At 72.3% G+C, this 15379-nt stretch carries 18 protein-coding genes; 11 read left to right on the top strand and 7 right to left on the bottom strand.

What is annotated here, in order from left to right:
• Nucleotides 1-68: 68 nt before the first annotated feature.
• Nucleotides 69-617, bottom strand: coding sequence for a DUF5134 domain-containing protein (locus ACFW6B_RS21910; RefSeq protein ID WP_386598163.1), 549 nt, complete (start codon nt 615-617; stop codon nt 69-71).
• 310 nt (nt 618-927) lie between these two features.
• Between ACFW6B_RS21910 and ACFW6B_RS21905 the strand changes: the two genes are divergently transcribed.
• Nucleotides 928-2391: an FUSC family protein gene (locus ACFW6B_RS21905; protein ID WP_386598162.1), complete on the top strand. Its 1464-nt coding sequence runs from the start codon at nt 928-930 to the stop codon at nt 2389-2391.
• A 356-nt stretch (nt 2392-2747) separates the two neighbouring features.
• The gene (locus ACFW6B_RS21900) at nt 2748-3254 is read left to right on the top strand and encodes a MarR family winged helix-turn-helix transcriptional regulator (RefSeq protein WP_386598161.1); all 507 of its coding nucleotides are present in this window, start codon (nt 2748-2750) and stop codon (nt 3252-3254) included.
• An 88-nt stretch (nt 3255-3342) separates the two neighbouring features.
• On the opposite strand, the gene ACFW6B_RS21895 is transcribed toward ACFW6B_RS21900, so the two are convergent.
• Entirely contained in the window at nt 3343-4107 is a 765-nt protein-coding gene (locus ACFW6B_RS21895; RefSeq protein ID WP_386598160.1) for a VOC family protein, read from the bottom strand.
• 78 nt (nt 4108-4185) lie between these two features.
• Entirely contained in the window at nt 4186-4572 is a 387-nt protein-coding gene (locus tag ACFW6B_RS21890; RefSeq protein ID WP_386598159.1) for a VOC family protein, read from the bottom strand.
• A 177-nt stretch (nt 4573-4749) separates the two neighbouring features.
• Here ACFW6B_RS21890 and ACFW6B_RS21885 point away from each other — a divergent pair, with 177 nt between their 5' ends.
• On the top strand, nt 4750-5304 hold the full coding sequence (locus ACFW6B_RS21885) for a GNAT family N-acetyltransferase (RefSeq protein ID WP_386598158.1): 555 nt from the start codon (nt 4750-4752) through the stop codon (nt 5302-5304).
• 118 nt (nt 5305-5422) lie between these two features.
• On the opposite strand, the gene ACFW6B_RS21880 is transcribed toward ACFW6B_RS21885, so the two are convergent.
• Both ACFW6B_RS21880 and ACFW6B_RS21875 read right to left on the bottom strand, forming a co-directional pair.
• Nucleotides 5423-6106 carry a glycerophosphodiester phosphodiesterase gene (locus ACFW6B_RS21880; RefSeq protein ID WP_386598157.1) on the bottom strand — a complete coding sequence of 228 codons (684 nt, stop codon included), beginning with the start codon at nt 6104-6106 and terminating at the stop codon, nt 5423-5425.
• A gap of 134 nt (nt 6107-6240) precedes the next feature.
• The gene (locus ACFW6B_RS21875) at nt 6241-6474 is read right to left on the bottom strand and encodes a hypothetical protein (protein ID WP_386598156.1); all 234 of its coding nucleotides are present in this window, start codon (nt 6472-6474) and stop codon (nt 6241-6243) included.
• A gap of 202 nt (nt 6475-6676) precedes the next feature.
• Between ACFW6B_RS21875 and ACFW6B_RS21870 the strand changes: the two genes are divergently transcribed.
• The 4 genes from ACFW6B_RS21870 to ACFW6B_RS21855 all read left to right on the top strand — a co-directional run bounded on the left by ACFW6B_RS21870 (nt 6677) and on the right by ACFW6B_RS21855 (nt 10609).
• Nucleotides 6677-8074 (top strand): DUF6421 family protein, encoded by a 1398-nt coding sequence (locus tag ACFW6B_RS21870; protein ID WP_386598155.1) that lies wholly within the window; start codon nt 6677-6679, stop codon nt 8072-8074.
• A 41-nt stretch (nt 8075-8115) separates the two neighbouring features.
• Nucleotides 8116-8871: an SDR family NAD(P)-dependent oxidoreductase gene (locus ACFW6B_RS21865; RefSeq protein WP_386598154.1), complete on the top strand. Its 756-nt coding sequence runs from the start codon at nt 8116-8118 to the stop codon at nt 8869-8871.
• On the top strand, nt 8868-9941 hold the full coding sequence (locus ACFW6B_RS21860) for a threonine aldolase family protein (RefSeq protein ID WP_386598153.1): 1074 nt from the start codon (nt 8868-8870) through the stop codon (nt 9939-9941). Before ACFW6B_RS21865 ends, ACFW6B_RS21860 begins: the two co-directional genes overlap by 4 nt.
• A 95-nt stretch (nt 9942-10036) precedes the next feature.
• Nucleotides 10037-10609, top strand: coding sequence for a transglutaminase domain-containing protein (locus ACFW6B_RS21855; RefSeq protein WP_386598152.1), 573 nt, complete (start codon nt 10037-10039; stop codon nt 10607-10609).
• A gap of 116 nt (nt 10610-10725) precedes the next feature.
• Here ACFW6B_RS21855 and ACFW6B_RS21850 read toward each other — a convergent pair whose 3' ends face one another.
• Both ACFW6B_RS21850 and ACFW6B_RS21845 read right to left on the bottom strand, forming a co-directional pair.
• Complete coding sequence (locus tag ACFW6B_RS21850; RefSeq protein WP_386598151.1) at nt 10726-11454, bottom strand: lysophospholipid acyltransferase family protein; 729 nt, start codon at nt 11452-11454, stop codon at nt 10726-10728.
• A 185-nt stretch (nt 11455-11639) separates the two neighbouring features.
• The gene (locus ACFW6B_RS21845) at nt 11640-12056 is read right to left on the bottom strand and encodes a DUF4395 domain-containing protein (protein ID WP_386598150.1); all 417 of its coding nucleotides are present in this window, start codon (nt 12054-12056) and stop codon (nt 11640-11642) included.
• A 75-nt stretch (nt 12057-12131) separates the two neighbouring features.
• Between ACFW6B_RS21845 and ACFW6B_RS21840 the strand changes: the two genes are divergently transcribed.
• The 4 genes from ACFW6B_RS21840 to ACFW6B_RS21825 all read left to right on the top strand — a co-directional run bounded on the left by ACFW6B_RS21840 (nt 12132) and on the right by ACFW6B_RS21825 (nt 15376).
• The gene (locus tag ACFW6B_RS21840; RefSeq protein ID WP_386598149.1) at nt 12132-12545 is read left to right on the top strand and encodes a TlpA family protein disulfide reductase; all 414 of its coding nucleotides are present in this window, start codon (nt 12132-12134) and stop codon (nt 12543-12545) included.
• Nucleotides 12546-12787: 242 nt separating this feature from the next.
• On the top strand, nt 12788-13297 hold the full coding sequence (locus ACFW6B_RS21835; RefSeq protein WP_386598148.1) for a flavin reductase family protein: 510 nt from the start codon (nt 12788-12790) through the stop codon (nt 13295-13297).
• A gap of 231 nt (nt 13298-13528) precedes the next feature.
• Nucleotides 13529-14314, top strand: coding sequence for an electron transfer flavoprotein subunit beta/FixA family protein (locus ACFW6B_RS21830; RefSeq protein WP_386598147.1), 786 nt, complete (start codon nt 13529-13531; stop codon nt 14312-14314).
• A gap of 99 nt (nt 14315-14413) precedes the next feature.
• On the top strand, nt 14414-15376 hold the full coding sequence (locus ACFW6B_RS21825; RefSeq protein WP_386598146.1) for an electron transfer flavoprotein subunit alpha/FixB family protein: 963 nt from the start codon (nt 14414-14416) through the stop codon (nt 15374-15376).
• Nucleotides 15377-15379 lie beyond the last annotated feature (3 nt).

The raw sequence follows: 15379 nt of genomic DNA, 5'->3' as shown, positions 1-15379 counted from the left end.
TGGCCCTGGATCCCGGAACGTGACCGCGCGTCAGGGCGCGGTCTCCGGGAGCCGGGGCGCGGCCGACGTCAGAGCGTGATCAGCATCGCGAGCATCGCGATCCCCATCGACAGGCGGCAGGCCTGGGAGAGTTCGGGGCGGTCGCCCCAGCCGACGGCGCCCGCCGCCGGGACCGGAGCGGTGGCGAGGGGCAGGAGGCGGACGCCGGAGCGGAGCACGTAGCCGGTGAAGTACAGCAGGAGCGCTCCCGTGAGGACGGGGACGCCGGTGCCGCCGTGGGCGTGGTGGGACGGTGCGGCGGTCATCGCCGCGGCCATGTAGGCCATCGCCACGGTGCCCATCAGATGGTGCACGTGGTGTCCGCCGCCGCGGGCCGTCCGCAGCGCGCGCAGCGCGGCGACGCCGGAGACGGCCGTGCAGGTGATCCAGGCCCAGCGCGGCGGGGTCGCCACGGCCGCCGGTACGGCCATCGCGGCCATGCCGAACGCCATGAGCGCCTCGGCGCCCGCGGTGCGGCGCTGTTCCTCGACCGGGCTGCGCATCCGCAGCAGGCAGTAGGCCCCGGTCGCCGCGCACAGCGCCACGAGCAGCCAGCCGGATGAAGCCGGTCCGTGCACCGCGTACCTCCCGCGAGACGACGTCGGACACGCGACGCGGCACACGCGATGCCCGGCGGACGGTGCCGGGCGGCGGTGCCGGACAGCGGACGGTCGGTCAGGGCATGCCCCGGGCGGCCGGTGCGCATACGAGCGCAGGGTTGTACACGGGGGAGCGTGCGGGAGCGAACCGCAGGCGGGGGCCACTCCAGGAAACTATTTTACAGATAAAACACTTGCTGAGGTTGTCGCCCTGAGCGTCGTCGTCGCGGCCGCCCCGCCGAATCTGACGCTGCTGGCACTCGGCCGGCTCGACCTGGCGACGTACACCATGGCCGGGTCGCTCTGCGCGCTCTACGCCCACGACCGTCCCTACGCCGCACGGGCCCGGGCCCTCGCGTGGGTGGTGGCCGGGATGCTCGGCGGACTCGGCGTCGCGCTCGTCACCGCCTCGCTCACCACGAACACCGTCGTCCTGGTCACCGTCGGCGCGCTGCTGGCCGCCGCGCAGAAGACCCTGTGCGACGCCACGCGCATCGGCCCGCCGGGACATGTCGTCCTCGCCTTCGTCACCTCGGCGTCCCTGTTTGCCCCGCAGCCCCTCGGCCAGGTGCCCGGCCACCTCGCGCTGGGCGCGGCGGCGGGAACCTGGGCCTGGGCCGTCGGCATGGCCCCCGGGCTCGTACGCCCGCACGGCCCGGAGCGGCGCGCCACCGCGCACGCGCTGAACGCCGCCGCCGTGTCCGCGGGCGACCCGGACGACACCCGCGCCCGCGCCGCCGCGGCCGCCGCCGTGCACGCCGCCCGGCAGTCGCTGCTGTCCGCGGGAGCCCGTTCCGCGCCCCGGCGTGCTCTCGAACGGCTCGTCGTACGGGCCGAGGTCGCGCTCGCCGCCCCCGTCGGCACCGACCCCGGACGGCTGCGCGGCTGGGCCCGCGAACTGTCCGGCACCGGACCCGTCCCGCGCCCCGACGGCCTCGGTGACGCCGCGGACGGACTCCTCGGCGTCGAGTCCGCCCCCGCCTTCGGGGAACCGCCCCTGCCCGCCCGTCTCGGCCCGCTCGCCCCCGTCGCCCTGCGCACCGCGCTCGGCTGCGCCCTCGCCGGCTACGCCTCGCTCGCGCTCGGCGTCGGCCGCCCTGCCTGGGCCCTGGTCACCGCGGCCTCCCTCTACCAGGCCGACGTCACCCTCACCTGGAGCCGCGGTGTCCAGCGCGTGACCGGCAACCTCCTCGGCGTGGCGGCCTTCGCCCTCCTCGTCCCGCTCGCCCACGCCGGCCGGGCGGCCCTCGTCCTGTGCTGCCTCGCCCTGAACTTCGGCGCCGAGGCGCTGATCGGCCGCAACTACTGGCTCGGCAGCGTCTGCGTGACCCCGATGGCCCTGCTGATCACCGAGTTCGCGCACGCCCAGCGGCCCGGGGAGCTGATGGCCGACCGGCTCCTCGACACCTTCGTGGGAGCGTCCGTCGGCTTCCTCGTGGCCGTCGTCGTGACCGACCGGCGGGCCGGCGACCGTGTCGAGGCGGCGCTCTTTGCGGTGGGACGGGCCCAGGAACACGCCACCGGACTGCTCGCCGGGGAACGGCCGGAGCCGGGTGCCCTGGAGTCGGCCCGGCGCGGTCTGTCCGCCGCCGTGGTGCACCTGCGCCGCGCCGCGGACACCGAGGCGGGCGAACGGCGGCGGCGCGCCCTGCCCGAGGAGCGGGTGATGCGGGCCGAACAGGCCGGACACCGTACGCTCGCGGCGACGGTACGACGCCAGGGACTGCACTGCCGGGAGGGCGCACAGGCATGACGACAGCGGACGGGCGGAGAGCGGCGGAGGGCGACCCGGTGCCGGGCCGGGGGACACCGGCGGACGGGGCGCCCTCCGCCACCGGGCCCGCGGACACGCCGTCTTACGGTGCCGGGCCCGCGGACACGGCATCCGCGAGCCCGGGGGCCGTCGGTACGGGGTCCGCCGAAGGGGCGGCGCGCGCCGGGTCCTCCGGGTCCGCCGGGGGAGAGTCTTTTGGCGCCGGGTCCGGCGACGCGGTGTTTTCCGGGAGTCCACCCGCCGAAGAGGCGTCCGCGCGTGCCGGGTCCTTCGGCGAAGAGCCTGCCGGTGCCGGTGCCGGTGCCGGTGCCGCCGGGCGGGCCTCCGGCCGCACGGTGCCCGCCGACACCGTGGCGGCCGTCGTGCGGCAGTGGGAGAACGCGCGGCCCGATCTCGACACCCGGCCCATGGAGGTCATCGGCCGGGTCAACCGCTGTGCCGCGCTCCTCCAGCAGGCCGAGGACGCGCCGCTGCGCCGGGCCGGACTCACCCGCCCCGAGTTCGACGTGCTCGGGACGCTGCGCCGTACCGGGCACGAGCTGACCCCCAGCGACATCGCCCGCGAGACCTTCTCCTCCGGCGCCGCCGTCACCAAGCGGCTCAAGCAGCTCACCGAACGCGGCCTCGTCGAGCGGCGCGGCGACACCCGTGACCGCCGTGTCGCACACGTCCGGCTGACCGACGCGGGACAGGACCTGGTCGACTCCGTCCTGCCCGACCAGCTCGCCTACGAGACCGGGGTCCTGTCCGGCATCGACCGCGCGCGCCAGCGTGAACTGGCCGGGCTCCTGGGCGAGCTGCTAGGCCAGCTCGAAGGCAGGCTGCGACCGCCCCGCGCCTGACACCGGCCGGGACGCCGGAAGCCTGACACCGGCCGGGACGCCGCGAGACCGCCCGGAACCGACCGCTCGCGCGCTCCGCCCGGCCCGGTCAGTCCTTCCCGCTCTCCGCGTAGATGCCGAAGGCCGCGCCCTGCCGGTCCCGGGCGACGGCCAGGCGCCGGCCTCCCGGCTGCGAGACGGGTTCCATGAGCAGGTGGCCGTCCGCCATGAGGACCGCGTTCGCGGTGGCGTCCACGTCCTCGACGGAGAAGTAGGGCAGCCAGTGGGAGGGGACCTCGTGCGGGAAGTTCTCGTCCATCGTCACCATGCCGCCGAAGTCGGCGCCGTCGACGCCCCACTGCGGGTAGTCCGCCGAGGGCCGCACGGTCCAGCCGAACACCGTCGTGTAGAACTCGGTCACCCGGGCCGGGGCCCGGGTCAGGAGCTCCACCCAGCCGAGCGTGCCGGGCGCGTTGAACAGTCCCGCGCCGGGGAAGGACCGCGCCTGCCACATCTGGAACGCGGCGCCGCCAGGGTCGAGGGCGACCGCGAAACGGCCCACGTCCAGCACGTCCGTCGGAGCGAGGGCGACGACGCCGCCGGCGGCCTGCACGGCCGCCACGGTCGCGTCCACGTCGGTGACGGCGAAGGACACGTTCCACGCGATGGGCTGGGACTCCTGGTAGACGGGGGAGATCGCGGCGACCGCCGCGTCCCCGAGGTGCGCGACGGTGTACCCGCCCGCCTCCTGGCGCGGGTCCGTCTCCGGGCGCCAGCCGAACAGATCGGCGTAGAAGCCCTTGGCGCCCTCCAGGTCGTCGGTGCCGAGCTCCGTCCAGCAGGGTCCGCCGGTCACCGGACTGTCGAGCTTCATGGCGTTCCTTCCGCAGCGGGCCCCCTCAGCACGCTAAGCCCGCCGTGGAGCACCGGCCATCCGGCCGCCTCCAGGGAGTCAGGGCCGGTGGCGCAGCGGATGGTCGGCCGGGACCTCGACGATCACGATCTCGGTCCCGTCCGGGTCCGCGATCCACATCTCGATCAGCCCCCACGGCTCCCGCACCGGCCCGCGCACCACCTCGACACCGGCGGCCGCCAGCTCCGCGTGCGCCGCCGTCATGTCCGCCACCTGGAGCCAGAGCTTCAGGGCGGGGGAGGCCGCTGTCCCGGAGCGTCCGGAGACCTCCAGGAAACCACCGCCGAGGAAGTACACGGTCCCGCGCTCGGGTCCCGTACCGAACTCGCGGTAGACGGCGAGGCCGAGCTGCTCCCCGTAGAAGACGCGTGAACGCTCCGGGTCGGTCGGACGCAGGAGGGTCCGGCTGCTCAGTACATGCACCATGCGCCCGGAGCCTAGTGCGCAGCACTGGTCCGGCGGCGCCTCTCCGGCGGCGGGTCCCGGGCAGGACCCTGCTCACGGTGAGCCGGCGTCCCCACCGCGGACGGCCGGACGGCCGGTTCCGGGGGAACGCTACGCTCGGGCGTGTCCAGCCGGGCCACCGATCGGAGAACCGCTGCCATGGAAACCGCCGCCGCCACCGGACTGACCTTCCGCGACGCCGTCGACAGCGATGTGGAGGCGCTGGTCGCGCTGGTCGAGTCGGCGTACCGAGGGGACTCCAGCCGATCCGGCTGGACCACCGAGGCGGACATCCTCGAAGGACAGCGGACCGACGCCGAGGGGGTCCGCGCGGTCGTCGAGGCGCCCGGCAGCCGGCTCCTGACCGTGGAGCGGGACGGCGTGCTCGTCGCCTGCTGCCAGCTCGAGCGCCGCGGTGACCACGCCTACTTCGGCATGTTCGCGGTCAGCCCCGTGCTCCAGGGCGGCGGGCTCGGCAAGGTGATCATCGCCGAGGCGGAGCGGACCGTCCGCGAGGTGTGGGGTGCCACGGAGATGCACATGACCGTGATCTCCGTGCGTGAGGAGCTCATCGCCTGGTACGAGCGGCGCGGTTACCGCCGTACGGGACGGATGACGCCCTTCCCGTACGGCGACGAGCGCTTCGGTGTGCCCCAGCGCGACGACCTGCGCTTCGAACTGCTGGTCAAGCCGCTCGTCGAGCCGCTCGTCTGAACCGTCCGGCCCGGCACCGGGCCGCGGCTCCGGCCGCGGCGGTTGCCGGGCCGCCCGGCGCGTCCTCGCCGGGCGGCCCGTGCGCGCCGCCCCGGACGGCGCGGCCCGCTCCGTCCGGCTACGCCGTGAAGCGGCCCGTGCGCTTGATCTCGGGGTAGTCGGTCGTGGCGCCGTCCAGCTCCAGGGCGCGTACCAGACGCAGGTGCTCCTGCGTGTTCACCACCCAGCCGACGATCTTCAGGTCGGCCTTGCGGGCGTGTTCGACGACCTCCAGGCTCAGCCTGCGGATGTTGAGGCAGACGGTCGCGGCACCGGCCTCGACGGCGCGGTCCACCACGTCGGTCCCGTAGCGGCTGGCGATCAGCGCGGTGCGGACCCCCGGCACCAGCCGGGCGATCTCGGCGATCGCCTCGTCGTGGAACGACGACACCTCGACCCGCCCGACCAGGTCCTTGCGGTGCATCACCTCGGCCAGCGCCCTGGCCGCCGCGACATCCTTGATCTCGGCCTGCAGCGGCGTCCTGACCGTTTCCAGGACCTCCTCGAACACGGGCACGCGCTCGCCCTGTCCCGCGTCCAGCGTGCGCAGTTCCGCGAGTGTCTTGTCGGCGATCGGGCCCGTGCCGTCGGTCGTACGGTCCACGTCGGCGTCGTGCATGACGACGAGGGCGCCGTCCTTGCTCAGGTGCAGATCGAGTTCGATGAGGTCGAGGCCCGCGTTCTGGGCGGCGACGAAGGAACGGAGGGTGTTCTCCGGCTCGACACCCATCACTCCGCGGTGACCGATGGTGAGGAAGTTCAAGATTCGACTCGCTTCCGTCGACGGCGGCTCGGCTCGCGCGTGGTTCCGGCGCTGCGGTCACGCGGCAGGCCGCAGCCTAATGGCCTGGCTGTGCTGTGTACCCGTTCCGACGCCGGGCAATGGGAGTGTCGGATTCACACGGCGCGGCGGGAGTGCCGGGGCGGGCGGCGCACCGCGTGCGCGGACGGGAGGAGAGGCCCCGTCGGCCCGATCGTGATCTCCACCCTGACGGACCACACGGTCTCCACCTCGGCGAGGGCCACGCGTACGCCGTCGGGCCGAGGTGCGCCGCCGAGGCGGGCGGCCGAGGCGGGCCGGAGCCGGCGCGCGGGCCGACGCAGCCTCAACTCGGCGTGTCCCACGGGCACTTCAGCTTCCCGGAGCTTCCGGCGGACGTCCGCGCCGTTTCGGGAAGCTGTGGCGTATGTCATCGCATGGACGGCGTCAGACAGGAAAAAGAGCGGTGAATGCGGGGGGTGCGCAGGATAATTTCCCGGACCTCCTCTTGCGTAACGGAACCTCGCGTACATACGGTGTCCATACGTAAGTTTTTCCTGTGGAGGATGGGACATGGCGGAAGTTCTTGTGCAGGTGGGTTCGGAGGAGCGGGTTCCTCCCGTGGCCAGGGTGGTGGATCACCCGGCATGGCCCGTCCTCAAGGCTGCCGTGGAGCAGATCCGCCCCTGGCAGTCGAAGGACGGCTCCATCGACTTCGAGGCGGACGGCGCCCCCGCCGCCGCCGACGCCGAAGCCGTCGTGCGCCGCGCGGCCGAGGCGATAGACGAGCTCTCCCCGCTGCTGCCCCACGACGTCGCGTACCACGAGGCGCTCGTGAAGGACCTGCGCCGCTGGGCCGAGGGCGGGTTCGAGGTCCCCGACTTCCTCGACTCGCTGCTGGCCTTCCACCCCGCCGCGAAGCGCGAGGACGGCCTCCAGCACCTGGTCGTCTTCCCGATGTACACGCAGAACGGCAACCCGGACCGCAACCTCGAGGCGGTCGTGCTGCGCATGGTGTGGCCCGAGTGGCTGGCCGAGCTGGAGGCGACCCGCTACGACAACCCGCTGTTCTGCGGCATCACCTTCGAGGACTTCACCGCCGGGTACGACACCAACTCGGCCGTCCTCTTCCCCGAGACGATCGCCGTGCGCGAGGCCCCCGAGCGCTTCACCTGGGGCGGCATCTTCTGCGACCGCGAGGCCGCCCGCTTCCGCGCCGTCACCGACGCCGCCGTCGACATCCTCGGCGTCGAACTGCCCGAGGACATCGCCGCCATGGTCCACGACCAGGAGCGCTGCGAGAAGGCCTTCGTGCTCTGGGACATGATCCACGACCGTGCCCACAGCCACGGCGACCTGCCGTTCGACCCCTTCATGATCAAGCAGCGCCAGCCGTTCTGGATGTACGGCCTGGAGGAGCTGCGCTGCGACCTCACCGCCTTCAAGGAGGCCGTGAAGCTGGAGTCCGAGGGCAACGAGCACGGCCGCGACGTGCAGTACGCCGTCCTCTTCGACCGGATGTTCCGCTTCCCCGTCTCCGGCGACCGCAACCGCAACTACGACGGTCTCGGCGGCCAGCTGCTCTTCGCCTACCTGCACAAGCACGACGTCGTCCGCTGGACCGACAACAAGCTGCACATCGACTGGCAGCGCGCCCCGCAGGTCACCAACCAGCTGTGCTCCGAGATCGAGGAGCTCTACCGCGCGGGCATCGACCGCCCCAAGCTCGTCCACTGGTTCAAGGCCTACGAGCTGGTCTCCACCTACCTCGCGCCGCACCCGGGCTCCCGCTGGGCCAAGGGCCCGGACGCGCTCGACCTGTCGCAGCCGCCCCGCAAGCTCGTGGACGACGTGCTTCCGGACGAGTTTCCCCTGAGCATGTTCTATGAGGCGCTCTCCAAGAAACTGAAGAACGTGATCGCCTCCACCAAGGGCATCACCGCGGCCGGCTCCGAGCGGGTCGCCGCGTGACCGACCGCGGTAGCGAGAACATTGCTCAGGAGGCGAAGACCATGGGGAACGGGGCTCTCAGCGGTGCGGTGATCGCGGTGGCGGGCGCGGGCGGACCCGCCGGCCGCGCGGCGCTGCTCAGGCTCGCCGAGGCGGGCGCGACCGTCATCGGAGCGGACAACGACGCGGAACGGCTGGCGGAGGCCGTCGACGCGGCGCGCTACGCGCACGGCGGCGCCACCGTCGTCGGCGACACCGTCGACCTGCTGGACCTCCAGTCGACCCGCGACTGGGCCGCGCGCATCCAGAAGGACTTCGGCCGGGTGGACGGGCTCGTCCACCTCGTCGGCGGCTGGCGCGGCAGCGAGACCTTCACCAAGACGGTCCTCGACGACTGGGACCTGCTCGAACTCCTGCTGATCCGCACGGTGCAGCACACCACGCTCGCCTTCCACGAGGCGCTGCAGGCCAGCGACCGCGGCCGGTACGTGCTGATCAGCGCCGCGGGCGCGAGCAACCCCACCGCGGGCAACGCCGCCTACTCCGCGGCCAAGGCCGCCGCCGAGGCCTGGACCCTGGCCATGGCGGACTACTTCCGCAAGGCCGGCATCGCCGAGGGGGCGGACGGGGCGACCTCCGCCGCTGCCATCCTGGTGGTGAAGGCGTTGGTGCACGACGCGATGCGCGCCGAGCGGCCGAACGCGAAGTTCGCGGGCTTCACGGACGTCACGGAACTGGCCGACTCCATCGTCGGCGTCTGGGACCGGCCCGCCGGAGAAGTGAACGGAAACCGTCTGTGGCTGACCGAGAAGCCGTGAACCTTCCGAAGACCGACGCCCGGCGTCATCACGACCCGGCCGTCCGCGGTTTCGCCAGTGACAACTACGCGGGGACCCACCCCGAGGTGCTCGCCGCCCTGGCCCTGGCCAACGGCGGGCACCAGGTCGCGTACGGCGAGGACGAGTACACCGAGAACCTCCAGACGATCATCCGCAGTCACTTCGGTGGCGGCGCGGAGGCCTTCCCGGTCTTCAACGGCACCGGCGCGAACGTGGTCGCGCTCCAGGCGGTCACCGACCGCTGGGGCGCGGTCATCTGCGCGGAGAGCGCGCACATCAACGTCGACGAGGGCGGCGCGCCCGAGCGCATGGGCGGCCTGAAGCTGCTCACGGTGCCCACGCCGGACGGCAAGCTCACGCCCGAACTGATCGACCGGCAGGCGTACGGCTGGGACGACGAGCACCGCGCGATGCCGCAGGTCGTCTCGATCACCCAGAGCACCGAGCTGGGGACGCTGTACACGCCCGGTGAGATCCGCGCGATCTGCGACCACGCCCACGCGCACGGCATGAAGGTGCACCTGGACGGGTCCCGGATATCCAACGCGGCCGCCTCCCTGAACGTTCCGATGCGGACGTTCACCAACGCGGTCGGCGTCGACATCCTGTCCCTGGGAGGCACGAAGAACGGTGCGCTGTTCGGCGAGGCGGTCGTCGTCCTCAACCGGGACGCCGTCAGCCACATGAAGCACCTGCGCAAGCTGTCCATGCAGCTCGCCTCCAAGATGCGCTTCGTCTCGGTGCAGCTGGAGGCGCTGCTCGCCAAGGACCTGTGGCTGCGCAACGCCCGGCACGCCAACGGGATGGCCCAGCGGCTGGCCGAGGGCGTCCGCGCCGTGCACGGAGTGGAGATCCTCCACCCGGTCCAGGCCAACGCGGTCTTCGCCCGGCTCCCGCACGAGGTCACCCTGCGGCTGCAGAAGCGCTACCGCTTCTACTTCTGGGACGAGGCCGCGGGCGACGTCCGCTGGATGTGCGCCTTCGACACCACCGAGGACGACGTCGACGGTTTCGTGGCCGCGCTCAAGGAGGAGATGGCCCAGCAGTAACAGGGCCGGCACCGACACCGCATGTGATGCATAAATATGCGACCGCTCGAAAAGTTATTGACTCTCGGGCGGTCGCATTCCTATGCTCTACGGGCATGGAGCTGATCCAGAGAACAAGTGACCTGTCCGCTTATCTGGCCGCCGACGAGGTTGTCGACCACCACCACCCGCTCGTCCGCGAGACGGCCGCACGGATCGCCAGGGAATCCGCCGACTCGTATGCCTATGCGCGGTCGGCGTTCGAGTTCGTGCGAGACACCATCCCGCACTCGGCCGATTCCCGCGATCCGAGGGTCACCTGGCGCGCCTCCGACGTACTGGAACAGCGCACGGGCATCTGCCACGCCAAGGCCCACGCGCTCGCCGCGCTCCTGCGGGCCGAGGACATCCCCACCGCGTTCTGCTACCAGAAGTTCGAGGTGCTGCACGGTCTGGTCGCCGTACGCCTCGACGGCGCCTGGCACCGGCAGGACCCCCGGGGCAACAAGCCCGGTGTGGACGCCCGGTTCTCCCTCGAGGGCGAACGGCTCGCCTTCACGCCCGATCCGGACCTCGACGAGCTGGACTATCCGGGACTGTACGCCGAACCGCACCCGGCCGTGATCGGTGCCATGAGGGCCGCCCCGGGCAGGGTGTCGCTGCTGCGGACGCTTCCCCTCGCGCTGTGAGGCCGCGCCGAAGGCGCCTGCCGCGCCCACGGGTGCGGAGCCCGGGTCCGGCGGCAGGGTCCCGGGGCGCGGATCACCGTCCACCCCCCGGCGGGCGGGGTGTCGTACGGGAGGGGTCAGCGGGCCTCGGCCGCGCGGACCTCCTCGGGCGTCGGCGCGGTACCGCCGAGGTGGGCGGGCATCCACCAGGTGTCGTCCGGACCCTTGGGGCGTACGGGATAGGCGCGCTGGGCCGATTCGAGCAGTTCCTGGACCCGCCCGCGCAGCCGCCGCGTGATGGCGCCCGCGTACTGGTCCTTCGGGGCCTCCACCGGCTCGCCGACGCGGATGGTGATCGGGGTGTGGCTGCGCTTGAAGTTGCGCGGGTGGCCCTTGGTCCACAGCCGCTGCGTGCCCCACACGGCCATGGGGATCAGCGGCACGCCGGCCTCCTGGGCCATGCGCGCGGCGCCGGACTTGAAGCTCTTCAGCGTGAAGGACTGCGAGATGGTCGCCTCGGGGAAGACGCCGACGATCTCACCGGAACGCAGCGAATCCAGCGCGTGCTGGTAGGCCGTCTCGCCCTGCGCGCGGTCCACCGGGATGTGCCGCATGCCCCGCATCAGCGGTCCGGAGATCTTGTGCCGGAAGACCGAATCCTTCGCCATGAAACGCACCAGGCGCTTCTGCGGCAGGGCGGCCAGGCCGTCGAAGATGAAGTCCAGGTAGCTGATGTGGTTGCTGACCAGCACGGCGCCGCCCGAGCGCGGAATGTTCTCCGACCCCTTGCAGTCGATCTTGAGGTCCCACACCTTGAAGAGCGTTTGGGCGAGGCCGACGGCGGGGCGGTAGACAAGCTCTGCCATGGACGGGGTGGACCCTTCTCTCTGCCTGGGAAGGGGTCTCCCGGCGGGAAAGTTACGCTGCCGTAGGTTTACGGCAATGCGCAGATCGTGCCCGAAGAACGGACGGGTGGCCAGTCCTGGTGCCGGGTAACGGCGAGATCCTCGTCACGTCGCCCCTTGATCCACCTCGGGGTTTTAAGCCGCCTTTACTGTGCACGTACTGTCACGCGCCGTACAACCAGGTACATCTCGCATCCGAGGCAGTACCCGAACGCGGCATTGAGAAACGCCGCCGCGAGGGCGCACGCGGTCGCCGCCGGTCCCAGCCAGGCGGGTCCCGCGGTCCAGCCGATCAGACCGGTCGCCGCGAAGACGAGTCCCACCGCCTGCGCGAACCGCGGGGGCTCCGGCGCCTCGAACTCCGCCGGCGGGCCCAGCCGCGGCCGTACGGCCCTCCTGAAGACCCAGCCGTACGGCGAGCGCGCCGCGCCGCCCGCGGCCCCCAGGGCGAACGCCAGCGTCTGCCACGCCAGCAGCCAGACGCTCCCGGTGATCAGCGTGGCCGCCAGCACGACGGCCGTCACCGCCGCGCCGAACCGCGGCCCTCTCGCATCGATGTCCATGAATCAAGCATTCCGCACGAAGGGCGCCACCCGGCCCCGGGAATCTTTGCGGTCTCGTGAATGCTTGTGCGGGTGATGAGCGGACTTCTGGTGTGCGTGGCGGTGCTCGCGGCGGCGAGCGTCCACGGAGTGCTGCACCGGCGGCGGAGCGGGAGGGTGCGGGTGAGCGGGCGCGACGGCGGAAGGCGGCTCGGCGCGGCGGAGCTGGGCGGGGCCCTCGGGGAGCGGGCCACGCTCGTGCAGTTCTCCAGCGCCTTCTGCGCCCCCTGCCGGGCGACCCGGCGGATCCTGGGCGAGGTGGCCGGCATGGTCCCCGGCGTGTCCCACGTGGAGATCGACGCCGAGGACCGCCTGGACCTCGTACGCGATCTCGGCATCCTCAAGACGCCCACCGTGCTCGTGCTCGACGCCGGCGGGCGGATCGTGCGGCGGGCGACGGGACAGCCGCGCAAGGCGGACGTCATCGCGGCGCTCGGAGAGGCCGTCTGACCGGCGGCGATCATGGTGAGCCATCTCCCACATGCCGGTACGCCCTTGACTGCGCCCGCCGCCTCTCGTCAGCCTGACCGTATGTCACCGCACCACCTTCTCCCCGAGTTCGCCGACACGGACCAGCCCCGTCCCGCGGGTGCGCCGGGTCCCGGCTGTTGACCGGCCGAGGACCCTCTCCCGCCCCCGGTTCCGCCCGAGCGGCGGGAACCCCGCCCCGGCTCTCGCAGAAGGACAGCTCCATGACGGCCACGTCCGGCCTCGGCACCCCACGGCCCGCCTCGCCCGACCTGCTGCGCTCGGTGTTCCGGCGGCACGCGGCCGGTGTGGCGGTGATCACCGCCCCGGGTGTCCGCGGTCCCGTCGGTTTCACCGCCACCTCGCTCACCTCGGTCTCGGCCGAGCCCCCGGTCGTCTCGTTCGGCATCGGCACCGGCGCCTCCAGCTGGCCCGCGATATCCGAGGCCGGCCACGTCGGCGTCCACGTGCTCGGCGAACACCAGCGGGAGCTGGCCGCCACCTTCGCCCGCAGCGGCGCCGACCGGTTCGGCGCGCCCACCCGATGGCGTAAGGGGCCCGAGGGAGTTCCCGTGCTCGACGACGTCCTGGCCTGGCTGGTGTGCCGTGTCGTGGCGCGGGTCCCCGCGGGCGACCACCGCATCGTCCTGGCCGAGGTCGTGCTGGGCGACCACTCGGGCGCGGGCGGTCCCCTCCTGTACCACCAGGGCCGGTTCAACGGCCTGCGCGACTGAACCCGCAGGTCGGGGGCGGCGGCTTCGCTACTCACCGGTTCTACTCGCCGGTTACACAGCGTTGCGAAGGTCACAGTCCAAAGCGCTTGCTTAGTGGGCGTCCACTGGGTGTACTGGTGAGTAATATTTCGTTCGGAGCGCGGGCCGCCCCGACGGGGACCGGCCGCTTCAGGCGCCTATGCTGCCTGAGAGAAGGCAGCCCGGAAATGACGATGCAGTAGGAGAGCCGGCGTGAGCTTGAGGATCGTTGTCACTGTGAAGTACGTGCCCGACGCCACTGGCGACCGGCACTTCGCCGATGACCTGACCGTCGACCGTGACGACGTGGACGGCCTGCTGTCCGAACTCGACGAGTACGCCGTCGAGCAGGCGCTGCAGATCGCCGATGACGCGGACGACGCCGAGATCACCGTGCTGACCGTCGGCCCCGAGGACGCCAAGGACGCGCTGCGCAAGGCGCTGTCCATGGGTGCCGACAAGGCCATCCACGTCGAGGACGACGACCTGCACGGCACCGACGCCGTCGGTACCTCGCTGGTGCTGGCCAAGGCGATCGAGAAGGCCGGCTTCGACCTGGTGATCTCCGGCATGGCCTCCACCGACGGCACGGCGGGCATCGTCCCGGCGCTGCTGGCCGAGCGCCTCGGTGTCCCGCAGGTCACCCTGCTCTCCGAGGTCTCCGTCGAGGACGGCGTGGTCAAGGGCCGTCGCGACGGCGACACCGCCTCCGAGCAGCTCGAGGCGTCCCTCCCCGCGGTCGTGTCGGTGACCGACCAGTCGGGCGAGGCGCGTTACCCGTCCTTCAAGGGCATCATGGCGGCCAAGAAGAAGCCGGTGCAGTCCTGGGACCTGTCCGACCTCGACATCGAGGCGGAGGAGGTCGGTCTCGAGGGTGCCTGGACCAAGGTCGACTCCGCCGCCGAGCGTCCGGCGCGCACCGCCGGAACGATCGTCAAGGACGAGGGCGAGGGCGGCAAGCAGCTCGCCGAGTTCCTCGCGGGCCAGAAGTTCATCTAGCCGCCGAGGGTCCGGGGGAAAGCCCCGGACCGTCGCAGCGGCCAAGGTCCACCCCGCTCACCGCCCCTCAGACTTCGCAATCCGCAGGAGATCGTTCTCATGGCTGAAGTTCTCGTCTACGTCGACCACGTGGACGGCGCCGTCCGCAAGCCCACCCTCGAACTGCTGACGCTGGCCCGCCGCATCGGCGAGCCCGTCGCCGTCGCCCTCGGCGCCGGTGCCGAGAACACCGCCGCCGCGCTCGCCGAGCACGGCGCGGTGAAGGTCCTCACGCACGACGCCGCCGAGTACGCCGACTACCTCGTCGTGCCGAAGGTGGACGCCCTCCAGGCCGCGTACGACGCCGTCTCCCCGGCCGCCGTGCTCGTCCCGTCCTCCGCCGAGGGCAAGGAGATCGCGGCCCGCCTCGCGGTCCGCATCGGCTCGGGCATCATCACCGACGCCGTCGACCTGGAGGCCGGTGACGAGGGTCCGGTGGCCACGCAGTCCGCGTTCGCCGCCTCCTTCACCACCAAGTCCCGCGTCTCCAAGGGCACCCCGGTCATCACGGTCAAGCCGAACTCGGCCGCCGTGGAGGCCGCCCCGGCCGCCGGCGCCGTCGAGGCCCTCGCGGTCACCTTCTCCGAGAAGGCCACCGGCACCAAGGTCACCGCCCGCACGCCGCGCGAGTCGACCGGCCGCCCCGAGCTGACCGAGGCCGCGATCGTCGTCTCCGGCGGCCGTGGCGTCAACGGCGCCGAGAACTTCTCGATCATCGAGGGTCTCGCCGACTCGCTCGGTGCCGCCGTGGGCGCCTCGCGTGCCGCGGTCGACGCCGGCTGGTACCCGCACACCAACCAGGTGGGCCAGACCGGCAAGTCCGTCTCGCCGCAGCTCTACATCGCCTCCGGCATCTCCGGCGCCATCCAGCACCGCGCCGGCATGCAGACCTCGAAGACGATCGTGGCGATCAACAAGGACGCCGAGGCGCCGATCTTCGACCTGGTCGACTACGGAGTGGTCGGCGACCTCTTCGACGTCGTCCCGCAGCTCACCGAGGAGATCAACACCCGCAAGGGCTGATCC

The organism is Streptomyces sp. NPDC058751 (genome assembly GCF_042746485.1).
In the GTDB taxonomy this organism is placed as follows: Bacteria; Actinomycetota; Actinomycetes; order Streptomycetales; family Streptomycetaceae; genus Streptomyces.
The sequence above is the reverse complement of the archived record's forward strand: the minus strand, read 5'-3'. Positions and strand labels throughout refer to the sequence as shown.

Excerpts from the sequence above, each read along its gene's own strand:
- ACFW6B_RS21865 (WP_386598154.1), top strand. The coding sequence starts at position 8,116 with ATGGGGAACGGGGCTCTCAGCGGTGCGGTGATCGCGGTGGCGGGCGCG.
- ACFW6B_RS21825 (WP_386598146.1), top strand. The coding sequence starts at position 14,414 with ATGGCTGAAGTTCTCGTCTACGTCGACCACGTGGACGGCGCCGTCCGC.
- ACFW6B_RS21855 (WP_386598152.1), top strand. The coding sequence starts at position 10,037 with ATGGAGCTGATCCAGAGAACAAGTGACCTGTCCGCTTATCTGGCCGCC.
- ACFW6B_RS21850 (WP_386598151.1), bottom strand. The coding sequence starts at position 11,454 with ATGGCAGAGCTTGTCTACCGCCCCGCCGTCGGCCTCGCCCAAACGCTC.
- ACFW6B_RS21895 (WP_386598160.1), bottom strand. The coding sequence starts at position 4,107 with ATGAAGCTCGACAGTCCGGTGACCGGCGGACCCTGCTGGACGGAGCTC.
- ACFW6B_RS21890 (WP_386598159.1), bottom strand. The coding sequence starts at position 4,572 with ATGGTGCATGTACTGAGCAGCCGGACCCTCCTGCGTCCGACCGACCCG.
- ACFW6B_RS21885 (WP_386598158.1), top strand. The coding sequence starts at position 4,750 with ATGGAAACCGCCGCCGCCACCGGACTGACCTTCCGCGACGCCGTCGAC.
- ACFW6B_RS21870 (WP_386598155.1), top strand. The coding sequence starts at position 6,677 with ATGGCGGAAGTTCTTGTGCAGGTGGGTTCGGAGGAGCGGGTTCCTCCC.
- ACFW6B_RS21845 (WP_386598150.1), bottom strand. The coding sequence starts at position 12,056 with ATGGACATCGATGCGAGAGGGCCGCGGTTCGGCGCGGCGGTGACGGCC.
- ACFW6B_RS21905 (WP_386598162.1), top strand. The coding sequence starts at position 928 with ATGGCCGGGTCGCTCTGCGCGCTCTACGCCCACGACCGTCCCTACGCC.
- ACFW6B_RS21835 (WP_386598148.1), top strand. The coding sequence starts at position 12,788 with ATGACGGCCACGTCCGGCCTCGGCACCCCACGGCCCGCCTCGCCCGAC.
- ACFW6B_RS21840 (WP_386598149.1), top strand. The coding sequence starts at position 12,132 with ATGAGCGGACTTCTGGTGTGCGTGGCGGTGCTCGCGGCGGCGAGCGTC.